The sequence below is a fragment of the Hyalangium versicolor genome, assembly GCF_020103695.1.
In the GTDB taxonomy this organism is placed as follows: domain Bacteria; phylum Myxococcota; class Myxococcia; order Myxococcales; family Myxococcaceae; genus Hyalangium; species Hyalangium versicolor.
The window spans coordinates 55,486-80,270 of record NZ_JAHXBF010000033.1 but is presented as its reverse complement, the minus strand read 5'-3'; the positions used below and the strand labels follow the sequence as shown (position 1 = coordinate 80,270).

At 68.1% G+C, this 24,785-nt stretch carries 13 protein-coding genes; 4 read left to right on the top strand and 9 right to left on the bottom strand.

Annotated elements, in window-relative coordinates:
* Window positions 1-4: 4 nt before the first annotated feature.
* The 6 genes from KY501_RS45040 to KY501_RS45015 all read right to left on the bottom strand — a co-directional run bounded on the left by KY501_RS45040 (window position 5) and on the right by KY501_RS45015 (window position 9,516).
* Window positions 5-1,321, bottom strand: a complete 1,317-nt coding sequence (locus KY501_RS45040) for an Lnb N-terminal periplasmic domain-containing protein (protein WP_224370851.1) — start codon at window positions 1,319-1,321, stop codon at window positions 5-7.
* Between the two features lie 76 nt (window positions 1,322-1,397).
* Window positions 1,398-2,246: an rRNA maturation RNase YbeY gene (gene ybeY, locus KY501_RS45035; RefSeq protein WP_224370849.1), complete on the bottom strand. Its 849-nt coding sequence runs from the start codon at window positions 2,244-2,246 to the stop codon at window positions 1,398-1,400.
* Window positions 2,247-2,270: 24 nt separating this feature from the next.
* Window positions 2,271-4,799: an HD family phosphohydrolase gene (locus KY501_RS45030; RefSeq protein WP_224370847.1), complete on the bottom strand. Its 2,529-nt coding sequence runs from the start codon at window positions 4,797-4,799 to the stop codon at window positions 2,271-2,273.
* A 108-nt stretch (window positions 4,800-4,907) separates the two neighbouring features.
* Window positions 4,908-5,984 (bottom strand): PhoH family protein, encoded by a 1,077-nt coding sequence (locus KY501_RS45025; RefSeq protein WP_224370845.1) that lies wholly within the window; start codon window positions 5,982-5,984, stop codon window positions 4,908-4,910.
* An 83-nt stretch (window positions 5,985-6,067) separates the two neighbouring features.
* Complete coding sequence (locus tag KY501_RS45020) at window positions 6,068-7,240, bottom strand: DUF4388 domain-containing protein (protein WP_224370843.1); 1,173 nt, start codon at window positions 7,238-7,240, stop codon at window positions 6,068-6,070.
* An 11-nt stretch (window positions 7,241-7,251) separates the two neighbouring features.
* Window positions 7,252-9,516, bottom strand: coding sequence for a tetratricopeptide repeat protein (locus tag KY501_RS45015; RefSeq protein ID WP_224370841.1), 2,265 nt, complete (start codon window positions 9,514-9,516; stop codon window positions 7,252-7,254).
* A gap of 149 nt (window positions 9,517-9,665) precedes the next feature.
* On the opposite strand from KY501_RS45015, the gene mazG reads away from it, so the two are divergent.
* Together mazG and rpsT are read left to right on the top strand one after the other, a co-directional pair.
* On the top strand, window positions 9,666-10,832 hold the full coding sequence (mazG, locus tag KY501_RS45010; protein ID WP_224370839.1) for a nucleoside triphosphate pyrophosphohydrolase: 1,167 nt from the start codon (window positions 9,666-9,668) through the stop codon (window positions 10,830-10,832).
* A 78-nt stretch (window positions 10,833-10,910) separates the two neighbouring features.
* Window positions 10,911-11,183, top strand: coding sequence for a 30S ribosomal protein S20 (gene rpsT / locus KY501_RS45005; protein WP_224370837.1), 273 nt, complete (start codon window positions 10,911-10,913; stop codon window positions 11,181-11,183).
* Window positions 11,184-11,213: 30 nt separating this feature from the next.
* Here rpsT and lptE read toward each other — a convergent pair whose 3' ends face one another.
* From lptE to leuS, 3 genes are read right to left on the bottom strand one after another with little or no spacing between them, the layout of a single operon-like run.
* A complete protein-coding gene (gene lptE / locus KY501_RS45000; RefSeq protein ID WP_224370835.1) occupies window positions 11,214-11,747 on the bottom strand; it encodes an LPS assembly lipoprotein LptE in 534 nt (177 codons plus the stop codon).
* Between the two features lie 31 nt (window positions 11,748-11,778).
* Window positions 11,779-12,357, bottom strand: coding sequence for a hypothetical protein (locus KY501_RS44995; protein ID WP_224370833.1), 579 nt, complete (start codon window positions 12,355-12,357; stop codon window positions 11,779-11,781).
* Window positions 12,358-12,369: 12 nt separating this feature from the next.
* Window positions 12,370-14,868, bottom strand: a complete 2,499-nt coding sequence (gene leuS / locus KY501_RS44990) for a leucine--tRNA ligase (protein ID WP_224370831.1) — start codon at window positions 14,866-14,868, stop codon at window positions 12,370-12,372.
* 322 nt (window positions 14,869-15,190) lie between these two features.
* On the opposite strand from leuS, the gene KY501_RS44985 reads away from it, so the two are divergent.
* Window positions 15,191-18,985 carry an immunoglobulin-like domain-containing protein gene (locus tag KY501_RS44985; protein ID WP_224370829.1) on the top strand — a complete coding sequence of 1,265 codons (3,795 nt, stop codon included), beginning with the start codon at window positions 15,191-15,193 and terminating at the stop codon, window positions 18,983-18,985.
* Window positions 18,986-19,417: 432 nt separating this feature from the next.
* Window positions 19,418-24,532: an immunoglobulin-like domain-containing protein gene (locus KY501_RS44980; protein WP_224370827.1), complete on the top strand. Its 5,115-nt coding sequence runs from the start codon at window positions 19,418-19,420 to the stop codon at window positions 24,530-24,532.
* Window positions 24,533-24,785: the final 253 nt, after the last annotated feature.

The window sequence follows — 24,785 nt, the reverse complement described above, 5'->3', positions numbered from 1 at the left end:
CGCGTTAGGGAGTCTTGGGGGTAGAGGGAACGGGCTGACGCTGCGAATCGCCCTTGCCGGACGCAACCAGCGCCAGCAACTTCTCCAGCTCGAACGCGCCCGAGAAGCCCAGCAGGATCGGCAGGATGAGCGCGATGAGCCGCCAGTTGTCCTGATCGAACTTCGGGAGCACCTTCAGCGCCAGCCCCAGCACGGCCAGGGCCGCCAGGTACCGCCACAGCTCGCGCAGCCACCTGCGCGCCCGCACCGAGCCGAACATCAGCCCGAAGCCCAGCGGCAGCGCCAGCAACGTCAGCGGGTTGGCCAGGAACAGGTTCTCGTTGCGGTACGTCACCGTGTGGTCCGTGAACTGCCACATGATGAAGAGCGCCGTGCCCGGAAGCCCCAGCACGAGTCCCAGCACCACGTGCTCCAGGCCCAGCAGCACCCGAGGCAGCCGACCTCCGCGCCGCCCCCAGTGCGCAAGCACCACCGCGCTGCCACCCACCGCCAGCCCCATCAGGAGCATCCACGGCCCGTAGCTCGGCGGCTCCTCGGGAACCGGCTTCCGGTCCGACGACTTGAAGAAGTTCACCTGCTTCGCGACGAGCGGCGCCATCTGCCCGTCCGGCTGCTTCACCTGCAGCGCCGCCACCTGACGCTCCAGCTCATCCGGGAGGAAGGCTTCCTGCCAGCGGGTGATGGGCTGGTCGATCTCGTCGTTCATCAGGAAGTCGAGCAGCACGCTCATCGGCGGGCTCACGGCCGTATACCGCCGCGTGTGCTCGCGCAGCGTCATGCGCGCGGGAGCGGTGTCGGCCTGCTTGAGCTGCCCTCCCAGCGCCCGGTCGATCATGTCCCGGAGCCGGGTGACGCAGTTGTCGTTGTAGTGGTGGTAGAGATAGTCCCGGTTCTCCGGCAGGACGTTGGTCGCCAGCAGGCGGCCGATCTCCACGCGCTGCTCCGGCGTGAGGTTCAGCTCCTGGATGCGCACATCGCGGTCCTGCGACTCGTAGAAGCGGTAGGTCCGCGTGGGGCTCGCCTCGGCCACCCAGAACTCGAGCCGCCCCATCGCGTAGCGTCCGAGCATCGTCGAGTCGAAGGAGAACATCCCGTAGTTGTAGAGGCGCGCGGAGCCCAGCCGGCGATCCTCCACCACGAGCGAGCCGTGCCCCCACCACGAGGCCACGTCATCACCCGGGCTGAACGTCACCAGGGAGATCACCAGATCCTCGCCATGGCTCTCCCCGGTCCCCCAGGGAGGCGGAGAGGCCGCAAGGGCTGGAGCCGCAACGAGCAGCAGGCCGAGCAGGCAGGCAATCAATGGCGCAGAGCGGGGCATGTTCCGTCCAACACGCTAGAAGCCCGACTACCTATCACGCACACCGCGCGACACAACGAAGAGCTTCGGCCGAGTGTCAGACAAGCCGCCGAGCACGCCCCGCCCGCACCGCGTCCGCCACCATCCCGCCCTCCCCGAGCAGCTTCTCCTCCAAGGCAGCCATCTTCCGGGCCTCCGAGGGCTTCTCGTGGTCATGCCCCAACAAGTGGAGGATGCCGTGCGCCAGGTAGCGGGACATCTCGGCCTCCAGCGTCCGGCCGTACTCCTTGGCCTGCCGCTTCGCCGTATCCAGCGAGATGACCACGTCCCCGAGCTGCCTCGGCCCCGGCGTGCCGCGCGGCAGGTCTCCCGCCGGGAAGCTCAGCACGTCCGTGGCCTTGTCCTTCTTGCGCCACGTCCGGTTGAGCCGGCGGATGGCCCGGTCCCCCACCAGCGAGAGGGACAGCTCGCACCCATGCAGTTCCAACCGCTCCAGGTATGTGCGCCCCAGTGACGCGAGCGGCCGGGCAAACGCCTCGCCCTGGGCATGCGCCACCTGCACGGTGACCTCATTGGCCGCAGGAGCCTCCTTCTCGGGAGCCTCCACATGGGCCAGCTCCGGCCGGAACGCCGGCGCGCAGATGGACCAGTAGTCACATGCCCCCTGCCCGTCGTTGCGGTACGTGACGCGCCGGCCCTTGGTCACCCACCCCACCTCGCCCGGACCGATGCGCTCGCGCTTGCCGTCGATGACCAGCGTCAGTTCACCACGCAGGACCAGCACCGCCTCGTCGAACTCGGGCTTCTGCGCGGGCTCGGACCAGCCGGGCGGCGCCAGCATCCGCGCCACGGACACCGAGCCGCTCCCCGTGCTGGCCGCTCCAATGAACTCCTCGATGCGCTTGCCATCCTCTCGGGGGATCAGCTTCCCCTTGCGCAATCTCACTCTGGGACTCCTCCGGCGAGCGGCTCAGGCCGTCTTGGCCTTGCCGTCCTGCTTGGGCGGGGACGCCACCACCAGCGGAGTCCCCTTCGAACCGCCTCCCACCGCACCGGCCGGGTACTCCGGACGCGCGTGGTAGATGCCCTCCAGCGTATGCAGGAACGAGCCGGCGATCAGGTTCAGGTCCTTCAACGTCAGGTCGCACTCGTCCAACTGCCCCTCGGAGAAGATGATGTTGATCATCTTCTGCACCTGCGCCTGGAGCTTCGGCTTGGTGGGCTCGGGCATGGCGCGCGTGGAGGCCTCCACCGCGTCGGCGATCATCACCAGCGCCGCCTCGCGGAACTGGGGCTTGGGGCCGGGGTAGCGGTAGATGCTCTCGTCGATGGGCTGGGGGTTCTCCTTGCCCTCCTGCTCCTTGAGGGCCTTGTGGTAGAAGTACCCCACCGCTCGCGTGCCGTGGTGCTGGGGAATGGCGTCCGCCACCAGCTTGGGCAGGCGGTACTGCCGGGCCATCTCCAGCCCCTCCGTCACGTGGCGCTTGATGATGACCGCGCTCATGGCCGGAGCCAGCGCGTCGTGCCGGTTCTCGCCCTTCTGGTTCTCACCGAAGTAGAGCGGATTCCGGCCCTTGCCGATGTCGTGGTAGTACGCGCACGAGCGCGCCAGCAGCGGGTTGGCACCGATGGCCTCCGCCGCGTTCTCCACCAGCGTCCCGATGATGATCGAATGGTGGTAGGTGCCCGGCGCCTGGACGATCAGCTCCTTGAGCGCCGGGTGGTTGAGGTTGGCCAGCTCCAGCAGCTTGATGTCCGAGGCGTAGCCGAACAGGGCCTCGATGAGCGGCGTGAGCGCCATCACCATCACCGGCACCGCCACCGCCGTGCCCACGCAGGCAAACACCGCCGTGAGCACCGTGTCCCCCGTGAGCCCCTTGCCCTCCACCAGGAAGAGGCACAGCACGGCCACCAGGCTCACCGCGCCCGTGATGAGGCCCGCCTTGAAGATGCCCACGCGATCCCGCGCCCGGGTGATGCGGTCGGCCGCCACCAGCGAGCCCACCAGCGCGTAGATGCCGAACGACAGCGAGTTGCCCAGCATCACCCCCGCCAGGCTCGCGAGCACTACGGCGAAGAACAGCGCCAGCTCCTCCGAGAGGATGAAGCGCACCAGCATCGCGCCCGCCGCCATCGGGAAGGCGTAGTACAGCGCCTCGATGGGCAGCGCCGTGTACCGGTCCTGCACCGCGTCCGCGATCGACACCCACAACTGCAACAGCCCCAACAGGAACACCAGCAGCAGCCCCAGCAGCACCCCGTCCTTGCGCGTGGGCCGGAACCGCCGGAACGCCGTGCGGCAGAAGGCGAACGATGCCGCCACCAGCAGCCCCACCAGCCCCGTGCCGCCCACCTGCAACTGGATCAGATCCAACCGGTCCGTCTGCGCCCGCATCCCCTGGAGGATGACCAGGTGCGTCTCGTTCACCAGCTCGCCGTCGCCGATGACGCGCTGCCCCTTCTTCAGGGCAATCACGGCGTCCTTCACGGCATCCCCGGCCTTCACCCGCCGTAGGTTCGTCTCCGCGATGTTGATCGTCAGGTCCGGACGAACCATCCGCTTGGCCAGCCGCAGCACCGCCCGGCGCTGCACACCCGGCGCGTCCGGCAGCAGGTTGCCCGGCACCGAGGCGAAGCGGTCCATCTCCGCGAAGGCCTCGCGCGTGTCCATGACGTTGGGCGCGTTGCCCGGCAGCGTCTGCTCCCCGCTGTGGCGCACATCCCGGACGGTGATTCCCTGGGGCCCCTCTCGCGTCAGCTCCTCACGCGAGCCGGCGATGTACAGCGGCCCTCGCTCCGAGCCGTAGGCCCGCTCCAAGAGAACCAGCGTGGCCGCCTCGGCCTCCTCCGAGAACCCATTGGCCAGCAGCGCCTGGAAGTCCTCCGCCTCCAAGGCCCTGTCTCGCTGACCGAACAACTCTTCCTGGAAGTCTCCCTGCAGCGCCTCGTGCTCCTTGCGCTGGCGCTCCAACTCCTCCGGCGTCGGCGGGGGCACCGGCTTCTTCGCCTTGCGCCCCTCGACCGCCTTACGCCCCTCGCCGTCCTTGCGTACCTCTCCCTCCCCTTCCCCACCCGCCACTCCTTCCGCAACGGCCTTCTCCGCCAACTGCCCGCGCATCTCGGCGAAGGCGTCCTTCACCGCGCCGCGGATCTGATCCACGACATCCGGGTTCAAGTCATAGACGGGGCGAACGGCGCTGCGGGCCTCCTGGCGCCGCTGCTCCGTCATCGCTTTGTAGACGATCTCGTAGTCCCGGGCCGCCTTGAAGCCCGCGGGCGAGTTGGCCCGGAAGGGCTTGCCGAGATGCTCCTCGGTGAGGGCCGGAATCTGCTGGCTGTAGAGCCCGGGGGAGATGACGAACCCGGCGGCTACCGACACAGCCAGCAGCAGTACGAGGAGCGTCAGGCGGCGGCCCCACGCCTTGTCGCCCAGCCCCAGACGGCGAGTGATCGCGTCCAGGGGGCTCGGCTTGGAGGAAGAGGGTTCCGGTTCAGCCATGGGACCCCCGACCCTATGCAACCCTGGACCGCCACAGCAAGGACGCCGGGCACGTACACGCCCCTGGTCGCCCTCCTGGAAGCTGTCCAGGCTTGCAAGCCCGCGAAATCACGTAGCGATGGGCTCCTCGACTTCCGGCGTCTCCGGCTCCGCTGGGTCCTGGGCCTCGCGGGCTTCCTGTTCCTTGGCCGCCTGCTCCTTGGCCGCCTCGAACCGGTCGTATGCCCGGATGACCTCCTGGACCAGGGGGTGGCGTACCACATCCACCTCCGTGAACTCGGAGAAGACGATGCCGTCAATGTTCTTGAGGATGCTCCGAGCGTGGTTCAGGCCGGACATCTTCCCGATGGGCAGGTCCACCTGCGTCACGTCTCCCGTCACCACCGCCTTGCTGTTGTAGCCCAGGCGCGTGAGGAACATCTTCATCTGCTCGACGGTGGTGTTCTGCGCCTCGTCGAGGATGACGAACGCGTCGTTGAGCGTCCGGCCGCGCATGAAGGCCAGCGGAGCCACTTCGATGACGCCCTGCTCCACCAATTGAGCGGCGCGCTCACCCGCCATCATGTCATGCAGCGCGTCATAGAGCGGCCGGAGGTACGGGTTCACCTTCTCCGCCAGATCTCCGGGCAGGAAGCCGAGCTTCTCACCCGCCTCCACCGCGGGCCGCGCCAGGATGATGCGTTTGACCTTTCGCTCCTGCAGGAAGGCCACCGCCATGGCCATGGCCAGATACGTCTTTCCCGTACCGGCCGGGCCGATGCCGAAGACGATGTCGTTCGCGCGGATGGCCTCGACGTAGCGCTTCTGGGCGAGGCTCTTGGGAGCGATCTGCCGGTTCCCCGAGCTCTTGAGTACGGGGCCCAGTTCACCCAGAGACTCAGCGCCACCGCGGCCGAGGACCTTGATGGCCTGCTCCACGTCCTCCCGGTACACGGTGCGTCCGGCCCGGATGATCTCCTCGAGGTTCTCGACCAGGCGGACCGCGAAGGCCACAGCGTCCGCGGGACCGGAGAGGAGCAACTCGGTGCCGCGTTGTCCCACACGCACACCCAGTCGCCGCTCGATGAGCTTCAGGTTCTCGTTCTGGTTACCGCACAGGGCCAAGGCGGTCTCATTGTCCTGGACGTCGACCTTGGCAGAGGTGGGGCGGACTGCAGGAGCTTCCAACGAGGCAGGATTTCGCAATGAGGTCCGTTCCTCCATTCAACCTTCCCGGACTGAACGTAACGTCGACTCCCTGACCGGGAAAGGGAACCAGGCGTCGCTGGCTACTGCAAGGGCGGCAGCAGGACGAACTCTCGGGCAGCCATGCGCCTGTAATAGTACTGCTCCCGCCACGGGTAGCGCAGCTCTTCTGGCTTTAACAGGCCGGCGTCCACCAGCGCATCCAACTTCTCGGGAACATCTCCCTTCTCCAGTTCGAAGACGCGCAGGGCGGCCTCAATCCGCTTGACCTGCGTCCGGGAGATGAAGCGCTGGGTCGCGGGGTCGGAGAACATGGAGGCAGGCGAGCTGGCCAGCGAGAGCTTCCCGGAGAACTGGGCCACCAGGAAGACGATGGCGGCCAGGGCGGCCATGCTGGCTCCCAGCGCCCCGAGGCTCCGCCCCACCTTCTGGAGGATGCCGTCGTGGTCGGAGGACGGCGCCTTGCCGTTCACCAGCGTGGGGCGGATGTACTCCAGGTTGATGAGGTTGAGCAGCGCCTTGCAGGTCTCGAACTCGCCCAGACACGAGACATCGATGAGCTTGCGCACATCCCGACCGGGGCCGATCTTCTCGTAGACGATGCGCTCCGAGTCGCCCACGGACTTGAACTCACCCTTGTTCTCGTCCTTCTTCTTCTCGGCGAAGGCGTCATCGAAGGCGGCGTCGAGGTCCTCCTCCTTGTTGACGGGCGGAGGCAGCGGCTTGAGCTGCTCGAAGGTCATCTCGAGCCGGTTGATCTTCTTCCGGATCACCGGCCACTCGTCGACCATCCGGAAGCCTTCCATCAGCACGGACTCGGCGCGCAGTGGAGTGATGGCCTCGGTGTCGGACTCGACGGGCTCGGCCTTGAACTCGTAGGTGCCCGCGTCCCAGCTGAAGAGCCGGTAGATGGTCTCCGTGGCCTGCAGCTGCATCATCTTCTTGAAGCGGTCGGCGGTGATGGCGCCCGTGGAGACGAGCACGTCTCCCAGCCGCTTGAGGGTGCGGCGCTGCGTCTCCAAGGCCTCCAGGAGCTGGCCCTCGGTGATGATCTCGGCGCGCACCAGCATGTTGCCGATGAGGTCCTTCTTCTTGCGGGTGACGCTCTCCACGCGGGCGATGTTGCCGTCCCGGAAGAAGACGTTGACCTCCTGTTCCTTGTTGGCGAGGCACAACTGCCCCGTCTTCTGCTGCTGGCCGATGAGTTGGAGGATGTCGGCGATGCCGAAGTCCTTGAGAGTTCCCTGGAGAGCCATGGTCTTCGGGCCTACTCCGCCTGACGCTTGCGCAGGCCGCGCAGCGACAAGAGATAGAGGGGGAGAATCAGCAGGGCGACCGGGACCAGCTTGAGGTACGCGGGAACCTCGCCGTAGGGAGCCCGGAACACACCATCTCTCAAGAAGATGGCGGTCAGGGCCAGGAGGAAGAGGAAGGTGTAGATGGCGCCGCGGATGGGCAGACCCGAGAAGGTATGGCCCGAGCCGGACACCACCGCCCCGAGCGCCAGTGCCAGCCGTCCCATCCACGTCTGGTGACGCTGAACCTCCGCCTGCTTGCGCGCACGCAGGGGCTCGGGCACCACGCCCTTGCGGGCAAACACGTTGGTGCACTGGCTGCACATGAAGGCGCCCATGCCCAGATCCGGATCGCACCGTCGGCACACCGGGCGGCCGCACTTGTCGCAGGACTTCGAGGCGCGGACCTGATCCCGGCCGTAGCCCAGGATGAAGAAGAGCAGCGCGAGCGCCGCAGGGTAGATCCGCGCCGCCATGCCCGTAGTCCCCATCAGAACGCGGTCGACCTGATTCTCCACGCGCATGCCCGCGGTCTTGCCATCGGCCAGGGCCACGATCTCGGACCAGGGCAGCTCCGGCGACAACAGCAGCAGGTTCACCAGGAGCCGATCATCCGGCGGCACATCCCGCCCCACGAGGCTCGAGTCCAACCGCTGAGCGACGTTCATCACCTCGCTGGCACGCTGCAGCTGGGCTCCCACCTGGGCGTCGTCCATCGCCTTGGCCTGGCGGCGGTAGACCTGGGCCAGGTTGTAGGGCGCCGCCGCGAGCGAACCATCCGCCTGCTGCGCCTCCTGGTAGAGCCGCGTGGCCGCCTCGCTGTCCCCCGAAGCCAGCAGCACGTTGCCGTAGTTGGTGAGCAGGAGCGCGTTGCGCTGCTTCAACGCCGAGGCGGCCTTGAAGGTGGTGGCGGCGTCCTCCAACTGGCCCCGGCGGGCCTGGTAGCGCCCCAGGGCGAACAGCTCCGCGAACGTGGCCTCCTTCGCCGCCTGACGCGCGAGCACCTCGGCCGCGGCCTCATCTCCGGAGAAGCCGCCGCGCTCGAGGACATACACATCCTCGGCAACCGTCCCAGCGAAGACCGTGGCCTCGGCGATCTGCCCGGCGGCCAACGGGATCAGCCCCGCCAACGCCAGCAGCACCGCGCCCACGATCCGCTCCGTCATCGAAAGGTAGAGCGCCATCGCGCCAAACATGACGAGCAGCACCGGCACCACGCCCAGCCGCAGCAGGATGGGCATCAACAGGATGGCCGCGGCCACCGCGATGGACTGCCAGCGGCCCATTCCTCGCGGGAAGACATGGTGGAAGTCATGCAGGATGTAGCGCAGCCGCCGGCCGAACAGCACGCCCACCACCGCCACCGCCGTGGCCAGCAGCGCCAGCAATCCCATCGCGGCAAGGTTTCCAAGCGTCGGACGCCAGAAGCGCGGATCGTCCACCAGCGCTCCAATTCCTGCCTTGAGCTCCCCCGCGTACTTGCCCACGGAGCCCAAATCCTTGCGTGCATAGGCATCCGCGAGCGCAAAGCGCGCATACGGCAGGTTCGGGGCAAGCGCCACCGCGGACTCGGCCAACTGCACCGCACCCGCCGGGTCCTTCTTCTCGAGCTTCGCCCGGGACTCGCGCAGCAAGCTCACACTGAAGGCATCGAAATCCGTCGCGGAGATCTCATCGCGCAGCTTCAGCAGATCCTTGCGCGCCTGCGCCGCCGCCTCCGTGTCTCCCTTCTTCCGTGCCTCCGTCCAGCGCTCCCATACGGCGAGCAGATCCGCATCCGAGACGCGAGGCGCCAGCAGCGGAGGTGGAGGCCGGTGCGCGGAGGCATCAGGCTTCGGCGCAGTCTGGGCAGCGGGCGTCGCGGTCGGAGCCGCCGTGCCAGGCGTCCCCGGGGCTGCGGGCGTCCCGGCCGGCGGAGTCGCGGGCGTCCCCGGAGGCGGAGTAGGCGTCGTGGGCGGTGGGTTCTTCCCCGCCGGCGTCGCCGGTCCCTCCTCCTCGGGGTACGCCTCCTCGTCCCGAGCCTTCTTGCCCTTCTTGCCCTTCTGCCCACGCTTCGGCCCCGGCTCGTCGTCCTCGTAGACCGAGTCGTCGTTTCCCGAGTCGTCAGACGGCTCGGTATCAGGGTCGACCTCCTGCAAAGGAGTGGGCGCATCAATCTGCGCGCTCGCCTTCATCGCCGGCAAGAGCGCGAGGCAGAAGATCACCGGGAGCAATCGCGAACAAAAGGAGTGAGGCATCCGGACCTTCGATGATAGGCGAGGGACCCTCTCGGTGAAAGCAATCACCCCCCTTCCGCCCCCTGGCTTACAGGGTAGGCGGCCATTTCCGGGGATCACCCTGACGGGCCTTTGCGGCAGAGACCCGACGATTTGGAGGTTGGTCACACATGAGCGCAACCGGGGCGGAGCTGGAACGGCTGGTCGGGATCATGGAGCGCTTGCGCGCCGAGAATGGCTGCCCCTGGGACCGGGAGCAGGACTTGCGCTCGCTGCGCCCCTACCTCGTCGAGGAGACCTTCGAGGTCCTTGATGAGATGGATCGCGTGGCCTACGGCGGCTCCTGGCGCTCGCTGTGCGAGGAATTGGGGGATCTGCTCTTCCAGATTGTCTTCCATGCCCAGCTGGCGGCCGAGAAGGGCGAGTTCACGATGGCCGATGTGTGCCGCGCCATCAGCGACAAGATCACCAGCCGTCACCCTCACGTCTTCGGCGAGCGGCAGGTGAAGGACTCCGAGGAGGTCCTCTTCAACTGGGCCAAGCTCAAGGCCGAGGAGAAGAAGCGCAAGACGGGCCGCGAGGGCTCGGTGCTCGATGGAGTGCCCACCGCCGCCCCCGCCCTGCTCCGCGCCGAGCGCCTCACCGAGAAGGCCAGCCGCATTGGCTTCGATTGGCCCGACGTGGCCGGCGTGCGCGCCAAGCTCTATGAGGAGCTCGGAGAGCTGGATGAGGCCATCGCATCCAAGGACCGGGACGCCATCGAGCATGAGTTCGGGGACGTCCTCTTCTCCCTGGCCAACCTCGGCCGCTTCCTGCGCAGCCCTCCCGAGGACGCCCTGCGCATGGCCATCCGCCGCTTCACCACCCGATTCCAGCACATCGAAGCCGCCCTCAAGACCGAGGGCGTTGCGCTCGGTGAGGCTACATTGGATCACATGGAGCGACACTGGCAGGCAGCCAAGGCAGCGGAGAAGGCCCTGCCCCCTCCTGCCTCGCTGCCTCGGGCTCCCCTCACCTCCCTGCGCTTCACGGTGGCGGAGCTCCCGGCCCAGAGGGCGTTCTGGAACAGCGTGGCCCCGCTGATCGGCTGGCAGGCGGAGCGGGGAGCCCCCGACGAGGCCTCCTATGGAGATGGAGCCCTTCGCCTGGTGTTCACTGCTGGGGTCTCCTCTGGAGCCTCGGGCGTAGCGCTCTCGCTGGGCGCTCCGTCCTCCCGAGCGGTAGAGCGGCTCCGGGCGGCGTTGGACAGCTCCCACCCCGGGTCCGTACAGGGGGCCGAGCCCCACCAGATCCGCTTCCGGGATCCGTCCGGACTGCTCTGGGAATACACCGCGTAACACGAGCGCCTTGACGCTCGGGAGAGGTCGCTGTAGGTACGGCCCCTCTTTTTCCACAGCCGTCAGCTGGAGATTACCTTGGCGAACACCAAGTCCGCAGAGAAGCGTAACCGTCAGGCCCAGAAGCGCCGCGCGCGCAACACCAACGTCCGCACCACGGTGAAGAACTCGCTGAAGAAGGCTCGCGAGGCGATTTCCACCAAGGACGCGGCCAAGACCGGGGACGCCCTCAAGGACGCCGTCCGCTCGCTCTCCAAGGCCGCCTCCAAGGGCGTGATCCACAAGCGCAACGCCGCGCGCCGCATCGCCCGCCTCACCAAGGCCGCCAAGGCCGCCACGGCCGCGAAGTAGTCCTCCGGAAGGGAGCGCCCTCGCGGCGCTTCACCAGTTGCGGGCCAGTCGCTCGTAGCCCTCGCGCATCAGCGTCTCCGAGAGACGTTGGAGCGCGGCACGACGATTGGCCTCCGCCTCCAGGACATCACCGCTGCCCGGCAGGTAGTCCTCCGTTCCGGAGATGCTCGTCTCCGCGAGGACTCGTTCGTCCTTCAGCAGCCGCAGGCGCGCCTCCGCGAAGGCGCGGTAGCTGGCGAGCTGCGGCCCGACGACCACCTGCCCGTTCTCGTCGGTGATGGGCTCGGTGACGATGGTGGGCTGGCTGTTCACGTTGGTGATGGTGCCCTCGAGGCGCGCATCGCACGCCGCGCCGTCTCCCAGCGTCCCCATGCGGGTCAACTGCTCGCGCATGGCCTGGGTGAAGAGGGTCTCCAGGCCGGGCTCGGCCGTCTCGTTGACGAAGACGGGGGCGCACACGGCGCGTACGCCCTCGGGCAGCGTTCCATCCCGAGCCACGAAGCGGTAGCCGCACCCCACTCCCGCCACCAGCACCGCCGCCACCACCGCACAGAGCCGAGCCATGGCGCCCACAGTATCGGGGGCCGCTCCCGGGTCAAGCACCGCTTCCCGAGGAGCCCGAGGCGTCGCCCGAGCCGTCAGTGACGCTCACTCCGCGCGAGGCCAATGCCTGAGCTCCCGAGGACCAGGCATGCTCCACCGTGCCGAGCCGCTGGGAGCCAAGCCAGCTCCAGCCCAGCACCCACCGGAGCTTGCGGCCATCGATCATGAGCAGCCGGAGGGAGTATCGCTGCAGCAGCCCCACCGCGAGCACCCCAAGCACCGCGAGCGTTCCCGCCATCCACCGGAGCGACGGGACGACGAATCCGAGGACGATCGCCCCCAGCACGAGCCCCAGGACCCACCAGGGCGAGGAGCGAACGAGCGCCGCGCTCCGGACGTTGGAGAGCTCGACGACGAAGGGAGTCGCCGAGGGGCCCAGGAGATACTTCAGCTTCCGGTCCACGCCGATGACAGAGCGCCCCCAGGTGCCCTCGAGCTGGAGGAACGGAGCCTCCGTGCCCCCCGGCAAGGGAGCGTCCGGCAGTGCCTCGCCGCACGCCATGCAGTTGCCGGGGCGGGCCGGCTGCGGCCGCCCGCACCTCGTACACATGACGAGGACTTCGGTCGGCACCCGGGCCTCCGCTCAGCCGACGACGAAGTTCACGAGGCGCTTCGGGACGAAGACGAACTTGCGGACCGTCTTCCCGGCCATGGCTGCCTTCACGCGCTCATCCGCCTCGGCGGCGGCACGCACGTCCGCCTCGGCCGCATCCGCGGGCACCTTGATCTCGGCGCGCAGCTTACCGTTGACCTGCACTGCGTAGGGGATCTCCTCATCCACCACCAGCGCCGGATCGAAGGCCGGCCACGCCTGGTTCACCGTGAGCGTCTTCTCCCCGAACGCCTCGGCCAGCTCGTCGGCGATGTGCGGAGCGAACGGCGTGAGCACGATGGCCAGCAGGTGCAGGGCCTCGGCCATGGCGGCCTTCTCCGCGGGCGTCTCGGCCGTGCCCACCGCGTAGAGCGTGTTGACGTACTCCATCACGCCCGCGATGGCGGTGTTGAAGGACAAGCGATCGATGGCCTCCCCTACCCGCTTCAGGCACTTGTGCGCGGCGCGGCGGATCTCCAGCGCCTTGCCCTCGAAGGGACCCGAGTGCGTGGCTCCCGCGACGCCCTCGTGCATGACCGCCAGCGCCCACACGCGCTTCAGGAAGCGGTAGGCACCCTCCACCTGGGCGTCGGACCAGTCGAAGTCACGCTCGGGCGGGCCCGCGAACAGCACGTAGGTGCGCGCCGTGTCCGCGCCGTACTTCTTCACGATGGAGGCCGGCTGCACCACATTGCCCCAGCGCTTGGACATCTTCCGCCCGTCCGGACCGTTCACGATGCCCTGGGTGACCAGGCGCGTGACGGGCTCGTCCACCGGAGACAGCCCCAGCTCCTTCATGATGCGGGTCCAGAAACGGAAGTACAGCAGGTGCATCACGGCGTGCTCGGGACCGCCCACGTACACGTCCACCGGCAGCCAGCGCTTCGCCTCCTTCGGATCGAACGGCGCGGCGTCGTACTTCGGCGACAGGTAGCGCGCGAAGTACCAGCAGGAGTCGACGAACGTATCCATCGTCTCCGCCTCGCGGCGCGCGGGACCACCGCACTTGGGGCACGTGGTGTTCACCCACGTGGCCACCTTGGCCAGCGGCGGCTCGCCCTTGCCCGTCAGCACCGCCTGGGTGTCGATCTCCGGCAGGCGCACCGGCAACTGATCCAGCGGCACGGGGATGCCCTTGCGCTCCGGATCACACTTCTCGCAGTAGACGATCGGGATGGGCGTGCCCCAGTAGCGCTGGCGGCTGAAGCCCCAGTCCTTCTGGCGATACGTCACCGTGGCCTTGCCGCGGCCCTCGGACTCCAGCTTCGCGGCCATCTTGCGGCGCGCATCCTCGGACTTCAGTCCGCTGTACTCACCCGAGTCCGCCAGCACGCCGTACTCGGTGTACGCGGCCTCCAACTGGTCGCCCGAGGGCAGCTTGTCCCCCGTGGCCGGCTGGATGACGACCTGGATGGGCAGGCTGTACTTGCGAGCGAACTCGAAGTCGCGCGCGTCGTGCGCCGGCACGCTCATCACCGCGCCCGTGCCGTAGTCGGACAGCACGAAGTTGGCGATCCAGATGGGCACCGGCTGGCCGGTGAACGGGTTGATCGCATGCGCACCCGTGAAGACGCCTTCCTTCGTGGCACCCTCGGCCGTGCGGTCCGTCTTGCTGATCGCCGCCATCTTCGCGACGAAGGCTTCCACCTCGGCGCGGCGCTCCGGCGTCGTCACCTTCGCCACCAGCTTGTGGTCCGGCGCCAGCACCACGTACGTGCAGCCGTAGATGGTGTCGATGCGCGTGGTGAAGACGCGGATCTTCTCGTCACTGCCCTTCACCCCGAAGTCGGCCTCCGCGCCCTCGGAACGGCCGATCCAGTTGCGCTGCATGCTGGTGATGCGCTCGGGCCACTCCTTCAACTCGTCCAGCCCGTCCAGCAGCGCCTGCGAGTACTTCGTGATGCGGAACGCCCACTCGGGCATCTCCTTGTCCACCACCGGCGAGTCGCAACGCTCGCACGTGCCTTCCTTCACCTGCTCGTTGGCGATCACCGTCAGACAGCCGGTACACCAGTTCACCTTGCTGAAACGGCGATAGACCAGCCCCCGCTCCAGCATCTGGATGAAGAACCACTGGTTCCAGCGGTAGTACTCGGGCTGGCTGGTGTTGACCTCGCGCGTCCAGTCGTAGCTGTAGCCGAGCGAGCGGATCTCCGCCTTGAACGAGTCGATGTTCTCCTGCGTGCGCACCGCAGGGTGCACGCCATCCTTGATGGCCGCGTTCTCCGCCGGCAGGCCGAACGCATCCCAGCCCATGGGGTGGAGCACGTCGTAGCCGCGCATCTTGAAGTAGCGCGCGTAGACATCTCCGATGAGGTAGTTGCGCACGTGCCCCATGTGCATCTTCCCGCTGGGGTACGGCAGCATCTCGAGGATGTATTTCTCGGGGGCTCCCGGCCGGGTGCCGGCGCGGAACACGCCCTCCTGCTCCCAGCGCGTCTGCCACTTGCCTTCAATCGTCTGCGGCTCGTAACGCTCGTTCATCGCCATATTCGGTGCGCCTCTTATGGGAGGGGCGCTCCCTAAGCAACAAGCGACCGAGGTTCGCGCATCCTGGTTTTCCCTTGTCAAGGGAGGACAGTGGCACACCTCTACGCACCCATTTTCGTCCATCCGCATGGAACTTTTCAGTCGTGCTTGCAATTTTCCAGGGAAAACCCGATGATTTCCAAGAAATCCCCGCGCGGACAGTTTTCTTAAATCTCAGGAAACACCGCGTAAACCCAGCGAAGAGGTGCCCCTGATGAGTCTGCCCCTGTTTCGTCACCTTGTGGGTTCCCAACTGACACTCCGAGCCGTTGGACGAGCCTGGATGCTGCTCGCCGCGCTGGTGGTCATCGCCTGCAGCGGAGGGGCCGGTGCGCCCCAGGCCGAGGCTCCGTCCAGCACGGGCACGAGCCAGCAGGAGATCCGAAGCACGAACAAGGTGCTCATCCTGGGCAGCAGCGTGAATGGAGGCCTCAACAGCCGCGAGGCTCAGGCGGTGGCCACCTACGCGTCCACCGCGCAGATCGACGTGGTGACGCCCGCGCAGTGGGCAGCGATGACGGCGCAGGACTTCATGCTCTATCGCGCGCTGATCATCGGTGACGCGGCCTGTCAGAGCGGCACCGAGGCCTTCCAGGCCGCCATCGATACCCGCAAGAGCTGGGGCGCCATCGTCGACGGAGACGTGGCCATCCTCGCCACCGACCCGTCCGCCAACGGCACCGACCAGCTGGTCGAGAACGCCATCCACTACGTGCTCAACTCGGAGCAGAAGCGCACCGGCATGTACATCGCCCTGGGCTGCGCCTATCAGGATGCCCCGGCCGACACCTCGGTGGCGCTGCTCGAGCCGTTCGGCGCCTTCAAGATCCAGGGCGTGCCCGGCTGCGCGGACTCCGGTCACATGTTCGAGATGTACAACGACTTCATGTCGCGCGACCTCTGGGACGGTCTGCTCTCGGGCGCGGGCGGCTGCGCGGCCCGCTCTGTCTTCACCTCCTATCCGAACCGCAGCTTCTCCTATGCGGCGGTGGCGACGGCCTCCATCGGCGCGCACCTGCCCGGCCAGCAGACGTACGTGGACTTCACCTACGATCCGGGCAACGAGACGCCGTTCACCGGCGCGCCCTACATCCTGGTGCGCGGCGCCATGACGCTGGGCGCTGGCTGCGGCATCGCCGAGACCATGGTGGGCGAGGAGTGCGACCTGGGTGACGGCCTCAACGGCCAGCCCGCCCTGGCCGGCCAGAAGGCCTCGGACACGTGCTCCTGGTCCTGCAAGAGCAACTGGTGCGGCGACGGCGTGGTGGACTCGGATTTCGGCGAGGAGTGCGACGACGGCCAGCAGAACGGCCGCGCCACGGACGCCACCGGCACCATGGGCAGCTGCACCGCCTTCTGCAAGTTCGCCAGGCCTCCCAATCCTCCCTCCAACCGGCCGCCGTTCGCGGTCTGCCGGGACATGACGGTTGTCGCCGAGGCCATCTGCGGTGGCGCGGCCCACATCGATAACGGCTCCTATGATCCGGACAACGACCTGGTGGGCTGCACGCAGGACAAGGCCGGCCCGTTCGATCTCGGCAGCACCACTGTCACGCTGACCTGCGCGGACCAGGCGGGCCTCTCCGCCTCGTGCACCGGCGTGGTGACCGTGGTCGACCACACGCCCCCGGCCGTGGCGATCACCGGCTCTGCGAACGAGGCGCTGGAGTGCACCCGGGGCGGCTCCTACGAGGATCCGGGCGCCTCCGCCTCCGACGTGTGCGGCGGTGCGCTGCCGCAGAGCAGCATCGCGCGGAGCGGCTCGGTGGACCTGGAAGTGCCGGGCACCTACGCGATCAGCTACGTCGCGACGGACGCCTCCGGCAACAAGTCCGAGCCGGTGACGCGCACCCTCTCCGTGTCCGACACGCTGGCCCCGTCCATCACCCTCAACGGCCTGGCCAACGTGGGGCTGGAGTGCAGCTCCTCCTACAACTACGAGGATCCGGGCGCCACGGCCAGCGACCGCTGCGCCGGTGACCTGAGCAGCGCCATCGAGAAGTCCGGCTCCGTGGATGCGAAGACGCCCGGCCTCTACACGCTGCGCTACAACGTGCAGGATCCCGCCCACCACGCCGCCGTGGAGGCCAGCCGCGTCGTCTCGGTGAAGGACACGCTGGCTCCCGTCGTGACCCTGAACGGCGCGCTGAGCCAGGCGGTGGAATGCGGTGGCACCTATACGGATCCGGGCGCCACGGCGAGTGACGCGTGCGCCGGAGCCCTGGCCGCTGTGGCCACCAGCTCGGCCAACCCGAGCGTGCCGGGCAGCTACACCATCGCCTACAGCGCCACGGACGCGTCCGGCAACACAGGCACCTCCGCCAGCAGCCGCACGGTGACGGTGAGCGACACGCTGGCTCCGACGCTGACGCTCAACGGCCCGGCCGTCCAGGGCCTCGAGTGCGGCGCGGCCTACGCCGACCCGGGCGCCTCCGCTTCCGACCAGTGCGCCGGCAACCTCACCAGCTCCATCCAGAAGAGCGGCGCGGTGAACAACAAGGCGCTGGGCACGCAGACGCTCCACTACAGCGTGAGCGATGGGCGCGGCCACTCCGACGCGAAGGACCGCACGGTGGTGGTGTCCGACACCCTGGCGCCGTCCCTCACGCTGCTCGGCGCGCTCAGCCAGCAGGTCCAGTGCGGATCTGCCTATGTGGATCCGGGCGCCTCCGCCTCCGACGTGTGCGCCGGTGACATCTCCGGCTCCATCGTCCGCACCGGCTCCGTCAACACCGGCGCCGTGGGTTCCTACACCCTGGGCTACGCGGTGGCCGATCCCTCCGGCAACTCGGCGACCGCGGCCACCGCCCGCTCCGTGTCCGTCATCGACACGCTGGCCCCCTCCATCTCCCTGCTCGGCTCCGCCACGCAGACCGTCGAGTGCAGCGCCTCCTACAGCTACGAGGATCCGGGCGCCACCGCCTCGGACGTGTGCGCGGGCAACCTGACCGCCGCCATCGTCAAGACGGGCTCCGTCAACGCCGCCACTCTCGGCAGCTACACGCTGGGCTACTCGGTGGCTGATGCCTCCGGCAACACCGCCTCGGCCAGCCGCTCCGTCACGGTGCGTGACACCCTGGCTCCGCAGCTCCAGGTCACCCCCGGCGCCTCCACCGTCCAGTGCAACGGCGCTGCCTATGTGGATCCGGGCGCCACGGCCTCCGACGTCTGCGCGGGCAACATCACCTCGCGCATCACCACCACCAGCAACCTGGACCCGACGCGCGCCGGCCAGTACACGGTCACCTACAGCGTGAAGGACAACGCGGGCAACACCACCACCGCGGCCCGCGCGCTCACCGTCGCCGGCCCCTGCACCTCCTGCATCGACGTGCAGCTGGGCGGCTACAACCTCTTCCTCCTCGAGGACTACAACTACGGCCCGGACGTGCAGGGCAAGGTGGCCGCCGGCGGCAACATCAACATGCAGAACTTCTCCGTCGGCGAGAGCCTGCCCGCCAGCGACATCTCCAACGTGCTGGTGGCCGGCAAGAACCTCACCCTCGGCAACGGCAGCGTCTACGGCAACGCCTTCTACGGCGGCACCTACAGCGCCAACCAGGGCGTCACCTACCGCCGCGGCGCCGTGGCCAAGGGCACGCCGATCGACTTCAACGCGAAGTTCGCCGAGCTGCGCAGCCTGTCCTCGCAGCTGGCCAGCCAGACCGCCAACGGCACCTATAAGCGTGAGTCCTGGGGCGGCATCATGCTGAGCGGCACCAACGCCAACCTGAACGTGTTCAACGTGCCCGCCAGCGCCTTCAGCGGGGCCGCGCTGTTCTCCATCACCGTGCCCAGCGGCTCCATGGTGCTCATCAACATCCGCGGCGCCTCGGCCACCTTCCAGAACTTCGGCTACTCGCTCAGCGGCGTGGACGCGAAGAACATCCTCTACAACTTCGTGGACACCACGACGATCAACGCCACCAGCTTCGGCTTCCGCGGCACGCTGCTGGCGCCCTGGGCGCGGATGACCTTCAACAACGGCAACTGGGACGGCGGCCTCTACGCCATCTCGCTGAACGGCACGGCGGAAGGCCACTACTTCCCGCTCAACGACCGCTCCGTCTGCCCGTAACGCCGCTCCGTCTGCCCAAAGCAAGCGTTTGATGAGTGATTGAGGAGGGGGCGCATGCGCTCCCTCCTCTTTCTTTTTGGCATACACACACACCAAACCAGACAAAAACCCACCGGTTTTTTGTCCTCTGGGGAACGCAAAAAAAGACTTGATCCCCCAAGATCGCAAAAAACCGAAAGACAATTAAAACCCTCTTGCAACTTTTCAACAGGACAGTAATGATTTTCGGGAACTCTCGCTGAAACTGGAGCCCCGACTGGTGGTCGGCCGGGCAATCCAGCGCAAGGGGCCGAGATGAAGCTGCTGTCGTCCATTCATCCTGGGGGATGCCAGATGATGAGAACCGTGGGGAGTGCGGCCATATTGGCCGCTGCACTGGCAACCAGTGCATGCAGTGAGCAGCCCGAAGCAGTGTCCAATGAGCCGTCTGCGTTGGCGACAAGCACAACGCACCAGGAGCTCAACGCCGCCAACAAGGTGCTGGTCCTGGGGACCAGCGTGAGCGGGGCCATGGAGAGCCCCGAAGTGCGGGCCGTGCTGACGTACGCGCCCAATGCGCAGATCGACATCGTCACCCCCGAGCAGTGGAAGGCGCTGACGGTCCAGCAGTTCATGACCTATCGCGCGCTGATCATCGGTGATTCGGCTTGTCAGGCCGGCACCGAGGCCTTCCAGGCCGCCATCGACAACCGCCGCAACTGGGGCCCCGTCGTCGACGGAGATGTGGCCATCCTCGGCACGGATCCTTCCGCCAACGGCATCGAGCCGTTGATCCAGAACTCCATCCACTACGTGCTCAACTCGGTGCAGAAGCGCACCGGCATGTACATCGCGCTGGGCTGCGCCTATATGAACGCGCCGGCCGACACGGCGGTGACGCTGCTCGAGCCGTTCGGCACCTTCAAGGTCCAGGGCGTTCCCGGCGGCTGCGCGGACTCCGCGCACATGTTCCCGATGTACAACGACCTCATCTCCCGCGACCTCTGGGACGGGATGCTCCCGGGCGTGGGCGGCTGCGCGGCTCGCTCCGTGTTCACGAGCTACCCGGAGCGCTCGTTCTCGTACGCGGGCATCGCCTCGAAGTCCAACGGGACCGTGCCCGCTCAGCGCGTCTACACGGACTACGCCGCTGATCCGGGCCGTGGGACGCCGATCACCGGCGCGCCCTACATCCTGGTGCGCGGCGCCATGACGCTGGGTGCCGGCTGCGGCACCTCCGAGAAGGCCGTCGGCGAGGAGTGCGACCTGGGTGATGGCCTCAACGGCCAGCCCGCCATGTCCGGCCAGAAGGCCTCGGAGACGTGCTCCTGGTCCTGCAAGAACAACTGGTGCGGCGACGGCGTGGTGGACGCGGCGTTCGGCGAGGAGTGCGATCAGGGCGAGGCCAATGGCCGGACCGGTGATTCCTCGGGCGCCATGGGCGCGTGCTCCGCGTCCTGCAAGATTCCCCGGCCCCTGCTGGCTGGCACCCCGCCGAAGGCGCTGTGCAAGGACGTGACGGTGATGGCCAGCAACACCTGCGGCGCCACCGCGAGCATCGACAATGGCTCCTATGATCCGGACGAGGACCTGGTGGGCTGCACGCAGAGCCCGGCCGGCCCGTTCGGCAAGGGCAACACGACGGCGACGCTGACCTGCACGGACCGCGCGGGCAACAGCGCCTCGTGCACGGGCGTGGTGACCGTCAAGGACGCCTTGCCCCCGACGATCTCCCTCAACGGCGACTCGTTCCAGTCGGTGGAGTGCACCAAGAACGGCACGTATGCCGATCCGGGCGCCACGGCCAACGACCAGTGCGACGGCCAGCTGGCTCAGAGCCGCATCACGCGGACGGGCACGGTGAGCGTGGGGACGATCGGCTTCTACTCGGTGAGCTACGTCGCCACGGACCTGTCCGGCAACGTCTCCGAGAACATCTTCCGCACGGTCAGCGTGGCCGACACGCTGGGCCCCGTCATCACGCGCATCGGCACGGACACGACGCTGGAGTGCGCCACGGCCTATACGGACCCGGGCGCGACGGCCAACGACCAGTGCGAGGGCGACGCGACGGCCCGCATCGTCAAGACGGGCAGCGTGAACACGAACGCGGTGGGTGACTACGTGCTCCGCTACAACGTGAAGGACTCGGGCAACCGGCCCGGCGCCGAGGTCACCCGCACCCTCTTCGTGCGCGACAGGACGAAGCCCACCGTCACCCTGAACCTCCCGACGAGCCTGACGTTGGAGTGCGGCAGCGGCTTCGAGGATCCGGGCGCCAGCGCCTCTGACACGTGCGCCGGCTCCCTGGCAACGTCGATCCTCAACAGCAACCTCAACATCACGGTGCCGGGCAGCTACTCCATCACCTACAAGGCGACGGACCCGTCCGGCAACCTGGGTACTTCGTCCGCGCGCTCGGTGACGGTGGCCGACACGAAGGCGCCGACGCTGACGCTCCTCGGCGCGGCCAACATCGCGCTGGAGTGCGCCTCCGCCTTCACCGATCCGGGCGCCACCGCCAGCGACCTGTGCTACGGCAACCTGACCAGCTCCATCGTCAAGACGGGCACGGTGAACAACAAGCAGCTGGGCGCGCAGACCCTCACCTACAACGTGAAGGATCCGAAGAACAACGCCGCGGCCCCTGTGTCCCGCACCGTCACGGTGAGCGACACGCAGGGCCCCGCCATCACCGTCACGGGCCCGCTGACCCAGTCGGTGGAGTGCGGCGGCACGTACACGGACCCGGGCGCCTCGGCCTCTGACGCGTGCACCGGCGCGGTGCCGGTGACGGCCAACGGCGCCGTCAACGCGAGCGCCCCTGGCACCTACAACGTGACGTACAGCGCGACGGATGCGTCGGGCAACAAGTCCACCTCGACCTCGAAGCGCACGGTGACGGTGAGCGACACGCTGCCGCCGACGCTGACGCTCAACGGCTCGGCCAACCTGGCGCTGGAGTGCGGCTCGTCCTTCACGGATCCGGGCGCCTCGGCCAACGACCAGTGCACTGGCACGCTGCCGGTGTCGGTGTACGGCGCGGTGAACCCCAAGGTCCCGGGCAGCTACGCGCTCTCCTACAGCGCGACCGACGGCTCCGAGCACTCCGTCTCGGCCAGCCGGACGGTGACGGTGCGCGACACGCTGGGGCCTGCGCTGACGCTCAACGGCCCGGCCGCCCAGTCGCTGGAGTGCGGCGCGGAGTACAACGAGCAGGGCGCCACGGCGAACGACGCGTGCGCCGGGGTTGTGCCGGTGACGGTGAGCGGCTCGGTGAACAGCCACTCGCCGGGCAACTACGCCATCTCGTACAGCGCGAATGACGGGGCCGGCCACAGCGCCTCGGCCACCCGCACGGTGTCCGTGAACGACACGCTGGCGCCGACGCTGACGCTCAACGGCGCGGCCACCCAGTCGCTGGAGTGCGGTGCGGAGTACAACGACCAGGGCGCCACGGCGACCGACGCGTGCGCCGGGGCTCTGCCGGTGACGGTGACGGGCGCGGTGAACACCCACGTGCCGGCCAGCTACGCGCTCACCTACAGCGCGAACGACGGCGCCGGCCACAACGTCTCGGCCGGCCGCACGGTGGCGGTGACCGACACGCTGGCTCCGGTCATCACCGTCAACGGTCCGCTCAATGTGACGTACGAGTGCGGCGGCAGCTACGTGGATCCGGGCGCCACGGCGAACGACGCGTGCGCCGGGGCCCTGCCGGTCACCTCCACGCAGTCGGGCAACCCGAGCCAGCCTGGCCAGATCATCTACACCTATACGGCCACGGACCCGTCGGGTAACACCGTCACCTCGCCGGTCACCCGCACGGTGTCCGTGAACGACAACGCTCCGCCCGTCCTGGCCCTCAACGGCCCGGCCATCCAGTCGCTCGAGTGCGGCTCGCCGTACACCGACCCGGGCGCCGTGGCCAACGACGCGTGCTTCGGTGACATGACCAGCCGCATCACCCGGTCCGGCAGCGTGAACAGCTCCGCGACGGGTGCCTACACGCTCGTCTACAACGTGACGGATCCGGCGGGCCAGAGCGCGCCCTCCGTGTCCCGCGTCGTGAACGTGAGCGACACGCTGGCGCCGTCCATCACGGTGCTCGGTGCGGCCAACCAGCAGGTCCAGTGCGGCTCGCCCTATGTGGATCCGGGCGCCACCGCCACGGACGTGTGCTCGGGCAACCTGCCCGTCGTCACCAACGGCTCCGTCAACACCCACGCCGTGGGCTCCTACACCCTCGGCTACTCGGCGTCTGACGCCGCTGGCAACACGGCGACGGCCGCCTCGGCCCGCGCTGTGTCCGTCATCGACACCCTGGCCCCCTCGATCTCGCTGAACGGCGCCGCCACGCAGACGCTCGAGTGCGGCTCCACCTACGAGGATCCGGGCGCCACCGCCTCGGACGTGTGCTCTGGCGACCTGAGCTCCGCCATCGTCAAGACGGGCTCCGTGAACACCGCGGTCCTGGGCAACTACACGCTGGGCTACTCGGTGGCGGATGGCGTGGGCCTCACCGCCTCGACCAGCCGCTCCGTGAAGGTGCGTGACACCCTGGCCCCGCAGCTCCAGCTCCTCGAGGGCGCGTCCACCATCCAGTGCAACGCGGGCCCCTACGTGGATCCGGGCGCCACGGCCTCTGACTCCTGCGCTGGCAACCTCACGTCGCGCATCACCCGCTCCAGCAACCTGGACCCGACGCGCGCTGGCCAGTACACCATCAACTACAGCGTGACGGACGACGCGGGCAACACCACCACGGCGACGCGCCTGCTCACGGTGGTCGGCCCCTGCTCCAACAGCTGCATCGAGGTGCACCTGAACGACTACAACCTCTTCCTCGAGGGTGACTACAACGACGGTCACGACGTGGTCGGCAAGGTGGCGGCGGGCGGCAACATCACCATGACGGACTTCGCGGTGGGCTCCGGGCTGTCGGCCAACGACACCGCGAACACCCTCGTGGCGGGTGGCAACATGACCCTGAACCGCGGCGCTGTCTGGGGCGATGCCTTCTACGGCGGCAGCTTCAGCGCCAACGCGAGCGTGACGTTCCCGCGGGGCACCTTGCCCGCGCAGGGCACGCCGATCGACTTCGCGGCCCGCTTCGCTGAGCTGCGCAGCGTGTCCGCTCGCCTGGGCGCCCTGCCGGCCAACGGCACCACGACTCGCGAGAGCTGGGGTGGCGTGATGCTGAAGGGTACGAACAGCAACGTGAACGTGTTCGATGTGAACGCCAGTGCCTTCACCGGCGCGGTGCTGCTCTCCATCGAGGCGCCGTCGGGCTCCTTCGTGGTGGTCAACATCCGCGGGTCGGCGGCCACGCTCCAGGGCTTCGGCCACTCGTTCAGTGGCGTCGATCAGCACAACATCCTCTACAACTTCGTGGATGCGACCTCGATCAACGCCTCCGGGTACGGCTTCTGGGGCACGGTGCTGGCGCCCTACGCCCACATGACGGTCAACAACGGCAGCTGGGATGGCGGCATCTACGCGAAGTCGCTGACGGGCAACGCAGAGGGCCACATCAACCCGCTGAACGACCGCACCATCTGCCCGTGACGGTGACGGAGGGGGCTCCTCCACGAGCCCCCTCCTCCGCCCTCGCGAGCGCAGTCTCCTGACGGCCCTCGCCCTGCCTGAGCTCCTCTCAGGTCGGGCGGGGGCCTTCGCTTTTGGGGTACGGTGGTGCGCCTGTGCAAGATGTCGTGACGTACTTCGATCCTCAGCCAGCCCCTTCCGAGCTCCCGGTACGGCTCGCCAGTCCGTTCGCGGAGGGGCCTCCGCACCCGCTGGCCCACCGTGCGGCGGAGGA